A 13895-nucleotide genomic window follows, 5' to 3' on the forward strand; every position below is an offset into this window, starting at 1 on the left:
TATTATTTTTTCTGATTTTCTATTGAAGTCTTTATGAAATCGAGGAAGAGTGGGTGCGGCTGGAGTACGGTTGACTGATACTCCGGGTGGAACTGTGTTCCGATGTACCACTTCAAGCCCGGAATCTCAACAATCTCAACCAAGTCGCTCTCCGGATTACGGCCGACACACATCATGCCGTTCTTCTCAAACTCTTTCTCGTAGTCGTTATTAAACTCGTAACGGTGGCGGTGACGCTCCTGTATATGCTCCTGCTTGTAGATATTGAAGGTGCGTGAGCCCTGACGCAGCACGCACTCAAAGGCACCGAGACGCATCGTACCACCCATGTTGGTGATGTTCTTCTGCTCTTCCATGATATCAATGACGTTATGCATCGTCTTCTCATCAATCTCACGTGAGTTGGCATCCTTGTAGCCAAGGACATTACGGGCGAACTCTATCACCATCATCTGCATACCGAGACAGATTCCGAAGGTCGGGATATTGTGGGTGCGGGTGTAGTGGGCAGCAACAATCTTACCCTCGATACCACGCTGACCGAAGCCAGGACAAACCACGATACCGTCCTGTCCCTTGAGCTTCTCGCCGATATTCTCCTCCGTCAGCTCCTCAGAATTGATGAAGGTAATGACGGTCTTGCGGTCGTTATAGGTTCCTGCCTGCAGCAGTCCCTCACGGATACTCTTGTAAGCATCCTGCAGGTCGTACTTACCCACAAGTCCGATGTGCACCTCCTCTGTAGCCTTACGCTGACGGTCGAGAAACTCCTTCCACGGACCGAGTGCCGGCTTAGGCCCGACTTCCTCGCCGCACTTGCGCAGTATGGCAGCATCCAATCCCTGCTCCAGCATATTCACAGGTACGTCATAGATGCTTGGAAGGTCCTCACTCTGCACGACGCAGTCGAAGTCTACATTACAGAACGCAGCCACCTTCTTACGGATGTCATCCTCGAGATGCTTCTCCGTGCGCAGCACGAGAACATCCGGCTGGATACCCACACTCTGCAGTTCCTTCACACTGTGCTGCGTAGGCTTTGTCTTCAGCTCACCCGCAGCCTTAAGATAAGGAACGTATGTCAGGTGAAGATTGATGGCACGCTTGCCCAGTTCCCACTTCAACTGGCGGATAGCCTCAAGGAACGGTGCCGACTCGATGTCGCCGATGGTTCCACCAATCTCGGTTATCACGAAGTCATAGTGATACTTCTGTCCCAACTGCTTGATGTTGCGTTTGATTTCGTCCGTGATGTGCGGTACAACCTGGATAGTCTTGCCCAGATAGTCGCCGCGACGCTCCTTGTCAATGACGCTCTTGTAGATACGTCCCGTAGTCATGGAGTTGGCTTTCGTGGTCTTGATACCCGTGAAGCGTTCGTAGTGACCGAGGTCGAGGTCGGTCTCCATACCGTCCACCGTCACGTAGCACTCGCCGTGCTCGTATGGGTTCAGCGTACCCGGGTCGATGTTGATGTACGGATCAAATTTCTGAATGGTAATATTGTAGCCTCTTGCTTGAAGAAGCTTACCGATTGACGACGAAATAATTCCTTTACCAAGTGAAGAAACCACGCCGCCCGTAACGAAGATATACTTTGTTTCAGCCACGATGTATGTATGTTTAATTATTGTCTTTGAAAACGAATATCGTTGGTTCCAAACTAAAATGCAAAGATACTAATTTTCCGTGAATTAGGCTGATTATAAGGAATAAATTTAGCATGTATTTCATTCTGTGCCTAAAGCGTGACGGTCCGCCCCCGTCAACAAAACCAAATCAGGCGACAGGACAGCCTGCTTTCATTTTGTCGTTTTACTTGCTGCATACCTGTATTATAACCGGCAAAAACATCCTGTTTCAGACCATAACAGATGTTTCTTATAACATTCTGTCTTTCCTGATCTCTGATGAACTGGGACGTATCTTCTTCTCTGTCTGCCAGTTCCTTGAAACTCTGTCCCACCCCTTTCATAATCCCATCTTCCTTGAAAACAGTCTGAGTATTTGCAGAAAAGGACGAGTAAGGATTCTGCAACTTTACTTACCTTTCTTCAGAAAATGGTTTATCAATGAAGGCGGACCGTCTTCTCCGTTTCTCAGTTTTTAATCTAAAGGAGAGCAAATTTCCCTTATCTCCTCCTTATTGCACCTGTTCCCCAACAAGGCTGAACGAAACGCTCTATCGTCACACCAAGTTCGGAGGTCACACGGTCCATAATTCGGCGAAGCGTGTCCTCCTGATGGAATTTCACATTGGCGTTTCCGTCACGGTTCTCACCTCCGACTATGATGCCCCCCGATGGAAGCCCAGCCCGGAAAACAGCCATGGTCCTGCTTGTAGGAATACTTTGCATCGAACTTGCGGGCAGGAACAAACTGGTGGTCAAAGTCCAGGTCAACATGGCTGCCCGCCTTTATAAGGTTCTCCCGTTAAATGCGTAGATTGGAAACAGAACAAAGGCTTATACACCTGTATGGAATGACTGTCCAAGATCGGACGGTCTCACAAAAAGCGATAATGCACAAAATAAAAAAGCAGAAAAGGCAAACAGATACCATGTCTTTCCGTCTTCTACAAACAACTTATTACCATATCAACCAATGTTTGTAAACTATTTTCATGCTAGATCAAAGCTAATACATGGTCTCTTGGCTTTGAAAAGACGCTCAATTGACTTGCAATAGATGCCCTTTTGAGACCTTACTGACGCCCTTTTGAAGTCCAATTAAGCACCTTTTCTTGCACTGCGTTATAACCGGTTGATTTACTGTCGGTTGCAAACTTGCTTTTTACACGTGTTTTTGCCTTTATCTGTAGGTGTTTTACCTGAAATTATGTCATGATTTTTCAATCCGTTGTCTGCGATTTCAAAGTATTAAAATGAAAGGGTTTTCTGCGTCGGAGGATGATAATAAAAAAGATAGCCAAGACAGTCTTGGCTATCTTTTTGTTTAACGCACAACTTCGGTTCTTCCGCTAAAGCTATACGAAAAGCATCCACGCATTTAACGGATGAACCCACTAATTGACCTTCAACTAAGACTTAATTGGAATGCTATCAGACACCAACAACCTTACGACTTCGGGATTTATTCTTACAAAACATCTCCAAGTTCTTGAAAACTGACGCTGTAAAACAAAACTGTTCATCAGAATATCATCTTTCACTTTGCCGGAAATTTCATGGTATGAAATCATAAATCAGCCTGCAACCTTCATCATTTAGATTGCAGACCAAGGAAACAATATGGTCACTATTACGAATCCTATTTGAACCGTACCTGTAGATTCAACTTAAAATACAGTTGCCCATCTTCTCCGCGATACAATTTCGCATATTCATACCTGCCTGTTGATGCAGTCTCCAACTTCGTATTGCAATATAGATAATCCTCAAAGAGATTACGATCATAAAAGTGATAACAGAGCACGTCACCATCATCTTTTACAACAAGATACCCTCCATTCGCCTGATACTCACCATTCCATGGAGTATGGGGCACCATACCAAGGGCTGACGCAACGAGGAAATTCTTAACCTTGTGTTCATAGAACTTCTGGTTGTATGTTGTGTCATAACCTAAAGGATTACGTACGGAAATCGCATCCGTCACTTCCTTTAAACTTCTGATTTCTCTCAGATTGCTTTCCAATATAACTTCAGCCATGATACGTGGTAGGCAACTTTCTATCAAGATAAAATTGTTACGGCAGACAGGATCATCCATAACCTTGAATTTAAATGTCCCGCCCAGTCGTTTTATCTCCGCAACACGATCTCGCACTTTCGTTTGTGTGCCGATAGAATTAATTGCATCTATCTCTAAATCGGTGAAATCATGTCCAGCAACTAAATAGGTGAAGTTCGTTGTTTTGCCAGCATTGAAGAGGGTTGAAGTACTCCCCAACTGTGATTTAATACTGAATCCAAGTAGAGGAGTCATTCCTGTTCTAAGATCATGTATAACAATAGTTATATCTTTCTTTTTTCGGGGACTTGCTTTTATCTTATGACAATGTATTTCAGACATAAACTGCTCTATCAATGGAGCGGTAAAAGCCCCCTTTGACGTTCGTATAACGTCAAGCAGAATATTTGCATAATTAAGAAAGTCTGCAACATTCTTACGTAACAGCTCTGCACCATTTTCTGATACAATAACAACATCATCTTCCAATGCGTATTCATAGCAAGTTTTTTCTTCGTCACGCAGAATCTTCAAGATAGGATAGAACAAGTTTTCTATCTTGTTCAACTCACCATCACCAGCAAATACTTTCTTTTCTCCCAGTAATTTTAGAAAGGCATAGATTTCACTCCATTCTCCTTTATTTGCAGTTTTAGCCATATATTTGATTTTAGATTATTCCTAACATTTCAAGTTCTTTCTTTGCAGTAGCCTGAATAGCAGGCACAGCCACAGAATTACCAAACTGCTTATAGGCAGATGCGTCTGCAACAACTATCTTAAAACTGTCTGGGAATCCCTGTAACCTTGCCCATTCTCTCGGTGTCATTCGACGAATTCCTTCTCGATTAACTTCACCTTTTATATGCGTAACTGGCGTAAAGTCTTTTAAACGTTTATCAACTATCAAATTACGTTCCCTACCCATTCCACCGACAACTATAGCATTTGCAACACCATTTGTGTCAATGATTTCATAACCAAAACCATTTCCAGCTGCTTCATGCCGAGCCCTATGTCGCTTTAAAGTTTCTATATAAACAGTTGAAAGGTAGTATTTAACCGAGGGAACTTCTTTCTCCATAACATCAAGGAACTTTGGACGATTGTCCCCAACCGTTTGCGGCTCTGGATATTGAAACCGAGCAATATCAACATGAAGATCCTTGCGGAAACCTATAATATAGATCCGTTCACGATGCTGCGGAACACCATAGTCCATTGCGTTTAATACTTGTGGTGGAACCACATCATAGCCAGCATTATCCAGATGAGTGAGTATTGTTTTCAGAGTACGACCTTTATCATGGATAGCCAACCCCTTTACATTCTCCAAAAAGAATGCTTTTGGCTGATGTTTTCTAAGGATTGCCTCTATTTCAAAGAAAAGCGTTCCACGAGTTTCATCCTTAAAGCCCAACCTCCGACCAGCTAAAGAGAAAGCCTGACAAGGAAAACCTCCACAAAGTATATCAAAGTTTTGAGGTATATAACTTTTAGTCGACTCTTTAGTTATATCCCCAAACGGCATTTCTCCATAATTAGCAAGATATGTTTCCTGTGCCTTGGCATCAAACTCTGAGGAATATATACACTTTCCTCCTAAATTCTGAAAAGCTATTCGGAATCCACCAATTCCTGCAAATAAATCTATAAAAGTGAATTTAGGATGATCTGGGGCTGGAAATGGAACATTAAAGAAATCATGAAAAAGATTATATTGCGCAGGAGCTTCTGCAACTTCCCACAATTCATCGTCTGACAAAGAGTTTTCATCAGCACCTTTCATACGTGTTCCCTTGCGTGAGAGAAAATTACGGATAGCTAATATGATTTCTTCTTTTCTATCCCTACTTTCATCATTTCCCATATTATGCAAATAATGACTAAGGACAGCCATCTGATTCTCATACGAAGTTTCACCATAAATCTTTAGACCATCCTCCGTAATTTCCTCAGGAAAATCTTTCAATGTAAAATCTCTATCTAATTTCTTTACCACCATTCTGTAATCTCACTAATTCCATGCAAATATACTAATTTTCCGTGAATTAGACGGAGCATTAAGTAACTAAAGTTTCCCACTTGTATAAAACCTTATAGTAAGTCCTTGAAATAGAGGCATAAAAAAGAAGAAATGTCGATTGTCATTTGTATGTTTGTATTACTGAACATCCGATATACAAGATAATAACATTTCTTCTATGAATGCAAACATACAATAGATTTCGGAATTAGAGAAGATTCTGAGTGTTAAAAATGTAACAAACAGGTCGATTCTCTTACTCTTCGGCAAGTTTAATCTTGGCAGATTCCTGCCCAGACCGTCCTTGGACAAGAAGCGTGGTGAAATGAACTGGTGTGTCGTCCTGCTAAATATGGTCTGCCACTTTTTACACGATAGTCCGCAAGTATAATGCAGAGAAACTGTCAGACACCCAATGCCACATCGTTGACGACACCATGGACGGATTCTTTGACCCCATATTAAACCAACGATTTCAGCCCATATATGTTTAGTATAATATGCCCGGGATGACATAATACCATATGTGGGAAACTTTAGTTATCAGCAATCTGCCGCACACAGTCCTGCCACGACACCAGTCGTCCATGCTGCCTGCAGATTGAAACCACCTGTTATGGCATCGATATCCAAAACCTCGCCCGCAAAGAAAAGACCGGGACAGACTTTACTCTCAAGGGTCTTGGCATTGACAGACTGCAGGCTGACACCACCACAAGTCACAAATTCCTCACGGAAAACACCCTTACCGGCAATGGTGTACTGGTCATTGACCAAGGTCTCTGTCAGGCGGTTCAAAGTCTTGCGCCCTATCTCACCCCACGGTTTCACTGCGTCTAAGCCAAGTTTGTTCAAGATATAGAGCCATAGACGACTTGGAAGGCCGAAAGGATGCAGCGTACCGAGCTGCTTTCGTGGATTCGCAGCCTGCAACTGCAAGAGCGTCTCCTCCACTTCTTGTCGCGTCCGCTCACCTGTCCAGCTGACAGCAAACGGAGCTTTATATTCATGTTCCGCAAGCCAACGCGCAGCGTATGAAGACAATTTCAGGACAGCCGGTCCACTCACGCCCCAATGTGTCACAAGCAATGCCCCCTGAGCACGCATCTTCGTTCCAGGAACAGCCGTCACGACGGAATCGACAACCGTTCCCATGAGATTGCAGAAAGCACGGTCCCTTATATTAAAGGTGAAGAGCGAAGGCACAGGTGCTTCAATCTCATGTCCAAGGCGTGTAAGGTACTCCAAACCACGAGCGTGGGGCGACCCACCCGTTGTTACTATGGCACGATGGAACAGGCGATGTGAACCATTCTCAAACATAAGCTCCAACCTCCCATCCTCCACACGTCGGAAGTCTGTCAGCCGATGCCGGCAACACACCGTCACCTCCAACTCACGAGCCTGCCGCACCAGACAGTCGATAATGACATGCGAATCCTGTGCTTTCGGGAAGACACATTCATCTTCCTGTGTCACCAACGGTACACCATACCGTTCAAACCACCGATAGGTATCTTCATGACTAAACGCTTTCATCAGCCGCTTCATCAGCTTATGTCCACGAGGATAAGCCTGCTTCATGTCCGTTATAGCAGCAAAGCTGTTCGTCACATTGCAGCGTCCGCCACCCGTAATCTCCACCTTTGCCAGCACCTTCTGTGCCCTTTCAAAGATTGTCACCCTACTTGCAGGATTTGCTCTACGAGCTGTAATGGCAGCCATGAACCCCGCTGCTCCACCGCCAATGATTGCTATATCCATTCGTTAAAAATCAAGATTCATAATTATGATAACTACCGCCTGTAAAGTTCATTGCTGTAAATAACCTATAAATTAACAAACAGAACAAACAACATGTTTGCATGTCAACAAAATACGTGTTCACTCATTACCATGTACTTTACACAAACAACCTGTTCACTTGTCAACTCACTACGGAATCACTTTCTTACGTTTTCCACTGAACTCGGTAAAGTCAACACGAATAATCTCAACTCGGTGGAAACTCTTATGAGCATACTTGTCACCAATATCCTTGAAATCGGATGACAGCTTGTCAATCAGCAGATGCAGGGCGTGCATCTTCTCTTCTTCAGAGAGATGGACATGTGCCTCACCAAAGAAGATGGCACTTTCATACTCAGTGGTGAAGTTACGTGGCAGCAGATGAACATTACCGATAATGCAAAGCGACACCTTCGGATTCTGTCCGATGGCTTCCAGCTTACGTCCCTCAGGAGCACAATGAATATAAACACTGTGGTCACCGTCCCAAACAAAGTTTACAGGGACTCCATAGCCTGCACCTTCCGAAACCATACTCAAGACACCATACTCACCATCACGCAACAGTTCCATAGCACGGTCCTCATCCATCAGACGGTCCTGCCTGCGAACACGGTCATTAACATATTTCATGCCGTTCATATTTTATACAATGAATATATTTATGAAGAAAAACACACTGGTTACCTGTCATGGATAAAAACCCATAGAAACAAGCTCGTACTACTCCACCTTTTTCCTACCTTGTTATAAAAAAAGACCTTGGCTGATTCACATCACCCAAGGTTTAAATACTAAAACTAAATTAACCACTAAAAAAACTTAGCACAAAGTTACACGTTTTTCCCCAAAACTCCAAGAAACGGATGAACTTTTCATTATCAAATACCCTATATTTAACCTTTATTAACGAAAATATCCCTCAAATGTCATCCTGCACCTTTATTTGAAGAAACGAAAAAAATCCTTATCATCATTATTTGATAAAAGTTGGATGCAATGTTAAATTCTGAAACCAACTTTTCTCTTAACCTATTTAATAATAGGGCATATCCCTGCAAGAGCATACCCTCCGCACATTCACATTGACACTCAAACATCTCTTCCGTTTCATCCTATCTTACTCATTTTCAACCATCATTACTACTAATCAGATGCGATATAAAAAACTTTAAGAAACGCAAATAAACAGTTATCCGACTTTTCAGATAATATCCATGAAAAACAAGCTCCGCATCAAGTTCCACACCACATAATTCATTCCGAAAACTTGCAGCTTTGCAATTTTCTTGCTATCTTCGCAGACAGGAAAGCCACACATGGCTACAGAACAAGAAACAGATCATGGGAAGAAATAAGTTTGCACAAGACGAGATAAAAGAGATAGCAAAGTTACTCCGACTGAAGAATGCCGGTACCCGGGCGAAGCAGAAGCTGGTACGTCACGACCTCCGCACAATCTACGAGTTTAACATCTCCGACTTCAACAAGCCGGGCAAGGCTTTCGGCGAAGCTGACCTGCAGGATGCTATCGACCGTGGTGCCATCCAGATTCTCGACGACGCAACCATTGCTGACATGAAGGCAAAACGTGCCCGTGACAAAGCCCGTGACGAGGCTGAACGTGAACGAAAGGCAATAGAATCAGGCGAGATGACCGATTGGAAAGCCAGTGCCAAAGAATGGGAGGAATGGGAAAAGTCACAGGGCAGCAAATAGAGTAGCCATGAACAACATGACTGCCTGCGGATAAGACCACAAAGCCGTTATCACCCCAACACCCATCACCCAATCACCCATCACCCAATCACCCATCACCCAATGAACATAAAAAAAGAAAAATGACACTATATCCAAAACTTATCACAGACGCACTGGAAAAGGTTATCTATCCAGGCACGAAGAAGAACATTATCGAAAGTGAGATGCTGGCAGACACACCCAGCATCAACGGCAACAAGGTGAGCATCATACTCATCTTCCCACGTGAGACCGACCCATTCCTCAAATCAACCCTCAAGGCTGTCGAGGCACAGATTCACTACTCCGTGGGCAAGGAAGTGGAAGTTACCATTACCACTGAGTTCAAGAACGCACCTCGCCCGGAGGTAGGCAAGCTCCTGCCCGAGGTAAAGAACATCATCGCCGTCAGCTCCGGCAAGGGAGGAGTGGGAAAGAGCACCGTCTCCGCCAACCTCGCCATCGCACTGGCACGCCTCGGCTACAAGGTAGGACTGCTCGACACTGACATCTTCGGTCCGAGCATGCCAAAGATGTTCGGCGTAGAAGACGAACGCCCATACGGTGTCCAGAAGGACGGTCGCCAGCTCATCGAACCTGTTGAGAAATACGGCGTAAAACTGCTCTCCATCGGCTTCTTCGTCAATCCCGACACTGCAACTCTCTGGCGTGGCGGCATGGCGACCTCAGCACTGAAGCAGCTCATCGCTGATGCCGACTGGGGCGACCTCGATTATTTCATCCTTGACACACCACCGGGAACCAGCGACATCCACCTCACCCTCATGCAGACACTTGCCATCACAGGTGCCATCATCGTCTCCACACCACAGAACGTAGCCTTGGCTGATGCACGCAAGGGTATCGACATGTACCGCAACGACAAGGTGAACATCCCTATCCTCGGACTGGTTGAGAACATGGCATGGTTCACACCTGCCGAACTCCCTGAAAACAAATACTACATCTTCGGCAAGGACGGCTGTAAGAGCCTCGCCAAGGAACTTGACTGTCCGCTCCTCGCCCAGATTCCGATTGTACAAAGCATCTGCGAGAATGGCGACAAGGGCACACCGGCAGCCACACAGATTGAAACCATCACCGGACAGTCTTTCCTCAGTCTTGCACAGGCTGTTGTCACCGTGGTGAACCGCCGCAACAAGGAGCAGGCTCCGACGAAAATCGTCGATGTGAAGAACTGATAACGATGGCACTGCCCCTTGCAGAATGCTTTTCCGCACACTTCACAGAGATTGTGTCAAAACAAATCATAGGGATGCACAGACCGTGCATCCCTGTTTTCTTTATCCTTTTTGAGGACTTTGTTTCTCAGGCACTTGGATTTCTCGCAAGAAATTGTGCTGCGGAATTAAGGAATTGATAAGAAAACACAGCAAAGGGAAAGCGACAACGATACCTAAGATTTGACCTAAGGTGACCATTGGAATATACTTGAAGATATTTTTCATAACTGATGTGCTTGAACTATCACTCTTCCCTACTTACTGACACGATCCTTACTCATTGCCGTGCAAACTTACTCTTTATTCTTAAATCGTCTTTTAAACTCGCTTTTTGGCATCTTATATTTCAAATACCGTATGACGTTTTCACGATAGAAGCTGTCCATATACGCCTTATCATAGTCCTTATCATAATCTCGGATAGACTCATCTACGCCAACATCCTTCAACACTGGAATGGGATTCTCCTTTGTTCCATACTCCGGATTGTTCATGTCATCCTTATTTACTGTTAATATAACCTTCCGTCCATAAGGCCAATACATCTGACTTATATCAACAAAGTACATTATACTAAGATACTTCTTATATTCTACAGAATAAAAGGGATTATACCATCCTTCTGGATTCGCAAAATAATTACCATCCATTTTTGTTATAAAGGTTTCCACTGTCTTGACATCTTCGTCTTGATTCTCCAAATAATATTTAGATTTATCTTCTGGCATAGTAACCTCTATATCATAAGAATTATTCATAAACTCTTTGTAATACTGTTCTGCATCATCGTTATACTTATTTGAATAATAAAATATATTGATAAGGAAACACAGCAAAGGGAAACCAACTGCTGTACCTAAAATCTGCCCTAAGGTGACCATTGGTATATACTTGAAGATATTTTTCATAATTGATCAGCTTGTATATCTATTCCATGTCCACTTTGCTTTCTACTCTGCTTAATAATTTGTAGCATTTCTTTATACAAGTTGTTTTCCTTTTTATTCATACCCCATTCTATACCATTACTTATCAAAGACGCAGCAACACCCACTCCAAATTTCTGTGCATTCAACTTGGTAAACAAATTCCTACTTATTTCTTTTCCCATATTCTTTGCAGTATTTCTTGTAAAACAACTCCAAATGCCACGAGTCATTACATTGCCACTCACCACTTCTTCTAAGCCCCAACGACTAAGCGTACCAAGAGTTTGACGATTACTGCCTATTACAGGGATTGCTGCTTCGCCAGCAGTTAATCCCCCTCCGACGGCCATGTCTCGCCAAGTTTCTCTCGTCACTATGCCTCCGTCAGCTTCCAATTCTGCCTTCTCTCCTTTTAAGATTTTGCGAGCATACTCATGCTGATTCTGCATATTCTGATTACGGTAGTTATCATCGGCTCCCGAAACATAATCATACACTGCCAGTCCCGAGCCGATGATGAGACCTACTACATCCCCAGCACCTGATGCCTTGAAGGCATTAGCAGCTGCTCCAATAAAACCTTGTGAAAGATTGGAATAGTAATTCAACTCTAATATCTTCTTATTACTATCGCTGATCTTCTTTGAAAGTTCAAGAGCTTTCTCATGACTCATCACCAATGAGACAATCCCTCCTTTCTGACAGGTAAGGAAAGAACGTTCCAAAACCGCATTCGCTCCTTCTATATAAGCCTTGCGATGAAACAGCTCCCATATCCCTCCCGTAGTACTGTCACACTCATGCTTTGCAAGTCTGCATTCCGTTGTCTTATCAGCATAATACACTGCAGCTCCGCCTAAAGCACCTGTGGTAATGACCGCTGCCGCAACGACTGCCGTGCCAGCTCCACATGTCAGGACCGTCAGAGCCACAACGGCTGCGCCCAATGTCAGACCAAGAAGCAAGCCGCTAAGCCCATCATAATACGAAACTTTGATGCGACACTGCAACTGACAGGTTAATTTCTTGTCGCAGGTGTTGAGTAACGCTTTCTTTTCCTTGCCATACAAAACCTTGGCTTTTCTTTCCGTCACGATTTGGCTGGGTAATGTAGACATCATCTCCGTAAAAATAGCATTCAGACCCCGCAGGTATATATGATTGTATCATAACTTTTGTTTATGGAAAGACTGGATATATTTATCAGAAGAACAGGATTGGTAATAATTACTTTTTACTCCTAAACCTCCTTTCAAATTCCTCCTTCGGCATCTTATACTTTAAGTAGTTGATGACATTGTTCCGATAAAACTCTTCTATAAAGACAGAATCGCTATCTTTACCACTAAACCATATTGGTTCACTCACACCGACTGCTTTCAGTACTGGTACAGGATTGTCTTTAGTTCCATACTCGGGGTTATTCATATCGTCACGGTTGACTGTAAGATAAAGCTCTTTGTTTCCATAATTTCCATTGACATCTTTAAACGTAATGATATTCATATACTTTTTGTATTCCCGACAATAGAAAAAGGTATATTCTGCACAAGGATTATTGAAATAATTTTGTGAATTATAAGTAGTATCAAACCTTTCAAAAAGAGGATACCTCTCTTCATCTACATTATATAAAAAATACTTAGAGTTACCAGAAGGCATTGCTACCTTGATAGTATAACTTGAGTCTATATACTGTTCAAAACAATAAATAGCATCATTATTATACTTGTCCTTATAATATAATGCATCAACTATCTTAGGCATCAAAGGAACTATAAAAAAAGAGCCTATAACACTTCCAATCGCTACCCAAGGAATAAAACTTATAAATTTCATTTTAGACATCACTATCTACTTTTTAGTCTTAAACCTCCTTTCAAACTCTTCCTTCGGCATCTTATACTTCAAATAGTTGATGACATTGTTCCGATAAAACTCTTCTATAAAGACAGAATCGCTATCTTTACCACTAAACCATATCGGTTCACTTACACCGACTGCTTTCAGTACGGGTACAGGATTCTCCTTTGTGCCATACTCGGGATTATTCATATCGTCACGGTTGACTGTCAAATAAAGAGTTTTCTCTCCATAACTTCCATTAACATCCACGAATGCGATAATATTCATATACTTTTTATACTCCTTACAATAGAACGAAGTGTAATCCGCACTTGGGTTATTAAAAAAATTACGAGAATCATAAGTTGTATCAAAATTTTCATAGAGAGGGTATTTCTTTCTATCTACATTATGTAAATATAGTTTAGAATCAGCGTTAGGCATGGACACTTTTACAATATAACTATTATTTCTATATTGATCATAGAACATAGCTGCATCATTATTATATTTCTCTTTATAATAAAATTTATCTATAAGATTTGACACCGCCGGTACTACAAAAGCAGAACCTATAAGACTTCCTATCAGCACCCAAGGGAAAAAACCTGCATATTTTAATAATTTCAT

11 protein-coding genes and 1 pseudogene are annotated in these 13895 nt (G+C 42.8%); 2 read left to right on the top strand and 10 right to left on the bottom strand.

Annotation, left to right across the window (positions count from 1 at the left end; translation table 11 throughout):
- Nucleotides 1–2: 2 nt before the first annotated feature.
- The 6 genes and pseudogenes from ADJ77_RS11440 to ADJ77_RS11470 form a co-directional block, all read right to left on the bottom strand.
- The gene (locus ADJ77_RS11440; protein WP_025078837.1) at nucleotides 3–1610 is read right to left on the bottom strand and encodes a CTP synthase; all 1608 of its coding nucleotides are present in this window, start codon (nucleotides 1608–1610) and stop codon (nucleotides 3–5) included.
- 597 nt (nucleotides 1611–2207) lie between these two features.
- A pseudogene (locus ADJ77_RS13600) lies at nucleotides 2208–2400 on the bottom strand (IS1380 family transposase); the annotation flags it as partial.
- An 870-nt stretch (nucleotides 2401–3270) separates the two neighbouring features.
- Nucleotides 3271–4353 (bottom strand): HpaII family restriction endonuclease, encoded by a 1083-nt coding sequence (locus ADJ77_RS11455; protein WP_025078834.1) that lies wholly within the window; start codon nucleotides 4351–4353, stop codon nucleotides 3271–3273.
- Nucleotides 4354–4363: 10 nt separating this feature from the next.
- Nucleotides 4364–5698 (bottom strand): DNA cytosine methyltransferase, encoded by a 1335-nt coding sequence (locus tag ADJ77_RS11460; RefSeq protein ID WP_025078833.1) that lies wholly within the window; start codon nucleotides 5696–5698, stop codon nucleotides 4364–4366.
- 564 nt (nucleotides 5699–6262) lie between these two features.
- On the bottom strand, nucleotides 6263–7483 hold the full coding sequence (locus tag ADJ77_RS11465; protein ID WP_025078832.1) for a BaiN/RdsA family NAD(P)/FAD-dependent oxidoreductase: 1221 nt from the start codon (nucleotides 7481–7483) through the stop codon (nucleotides 6263–6265).
- A 171-nt stretch (nucleotides 7484–7654) separates the two neighbouring features.
- Nucleotides 7655–8140, bottom strand: a complete 486-nt coding sequence (locus tag ADJ77_RS11470) for a pyridoxamine 5'-phosphate oxidase family protein (protein ID WP_025078831.1) — start codon at nucleotides 8138–8140, stop codon at nucleotides 7655–7657.
- A gap of 711 nt (nucleotides 8141–8851) precedes the next feature.
- Here ADJ77_RS11470 and ADJ77_RS11475 point away from each other — a divergent pair.
- Together ADJ77_RS11475 and ADJ77_RS11480 are read left to right on the top strand one after the other, a co-directional pair.
- Entirely contained in the window at nucleotides 8852–9226 is a 375-nt protein-coding gene (locus ADJ77_RS11475; protein ID WP_025078830.1) for a hypothetical protein, read from the top strand.
- A 122-nt stretch (nucleotides 9227–9348) separates the two neighbouring features.
- Nucleotides 9349–10449 carry an Mrp/NBP35 family ATP-binding protein gene (locus ADJ77_RS11480; RefSeq protein ID WP_050696435.1) on the top strand — a complete coding sequence of 367 codons (1101 nt, stop codon included), beginning with the start codon at nucleotides 9349–9351 and terminating at the stop codon, nucleotides 10447–10449.
- 335 nt (nucleotides 10450–10784) lie between these two features.
- On the opposite strand, the gene ADJ77_RS11485 is transcribed toward ADJ77_RS11480, so the two are convergent.
- The 4 genes from ADJ77_RS11485 to ADJ77_RS11500 form a co-directional block, all read right to left on the bottom strand.
- Nucleotides 10785–11399 carry a hypothetical protein gene (locus ADJ77_RS11485; protein WP_025078829.1) on the bottom strand — a complete coding sequence of 205 codons (615 nt, stop codon included), beginning with the start codon at nucleotides 11397–11399 and terminating at the stop codon, nucleotides 10785–10787.
- The gene (locus tag ADJ77_RS11490) at nucleotides 11396–12541 is read right to left on the bottom strand and encodes a hypothetical protein (RefSeq protein ID WP_050696436.1); all 1146 of its coding nucleotides are present in this window, start codon (nucleotides 12539–12541) and stop codon (nucleotides 11396–11398) included. Before ADJ77_RS11490 ends, ADJ77_RS11485 begins: the two co-directional genes overlap by 4 nt.
- A gap of 106 nt (nucleotides 12542–12647) precedes the next feature.
- The gene (locus tag ADJ77_RS11495; protein ID WP_050696437.1) at nucleotides 12648–13271 is read right to left on the bottom strand and encodes a hypothetical protein; all 624 of its coding nucleotides are present in this window, start codon (nucleotides 13269–13271) and stop codon (nucleotides 12648–12650) included.
- Nucleotides 13272–13274: 3 nt separating this feature from the next.
- On the bottom strand, nucleotides 13275–13895 hold the full coding sequence (locus ADJ77_RS11500) for a hypothetical protein (protein ID WP_042741173.1): 621 nt from the start codon (nucleotides 13893–13895) through the stop codon (nucleotides 13275–13277).

This window comes from Prevotella fusca JCM 17724, from assembly GCF_001262015.1.
GTDB lineage: Bacteria > Bacteroidota > Bacteroidia > Bacteroidales > Bacteroidaceae > Prevotella > Prevotella fusca.

Coding starts and splice junctions, on each gene's coding strand:
- ADJ77_RS11455 (WP_025078834.1), bottom strand. CDS start 4,353: ATGGCTAAAACTGCAAATAAAGGAGAATGGAGTGAAATCTATGCCTTT.
- ADJ77_RS11460 (WP_025078833.1), bottom strand. CDS start 5,698: ATGGTGGTAAAGAAATTAGATAGAGATTTTACATTGAAAGATTTTCCT.
- ADJ77_RS11465 (WP_025078832.1), bottom strand. CDS start 7,483: ATGGATATAGCAATCATTGGCGGTGGAGCAGCGGGGTTCATGGCTGCC.
- ADJ77_RS11470 (WP_025078831.1), bottom strand. CDS start 8,140: ATGAAATATGTTAATGACCGTGTTCGCAGGCAGGACCGTCTGATGGAT.
- ADJ77_RS11475 (WP_025078830.1), top strand. CDS start 8,852: ATGGGAAGAAATAAGTTTGCACAAGACGAGATAAAAGAGATAGCAAAG.
- ADJ77_RS11480 (WP_050696435.1), top strand. CDS start 9,349: ATGACACTATATCCAAAACTTATCACAGACGCACTGGAAAAGGTTATC.
- ADJ77_RS11485 (WP_025078829.1), bottom strand. CDS start 11,399: ATGAAAAATATCTTCAAGTATATACCAATGGTCACCTTAGGGCAGATT.
- ADJ77_RS11490 (WP_050696436.1), bottom strand. CDS start 12,541: ATGATGTCTACATTACCCAGCCAAATCGTGACGGAAAGAAAAGCCAAG.
- ADJ77_RS11500 (WP_042741173.1), bottom strand. CDS start 13,895: ATGAAATTATTAAAATATGCAGGTTTTTTCCCTTGGGTGCTGATAGGA.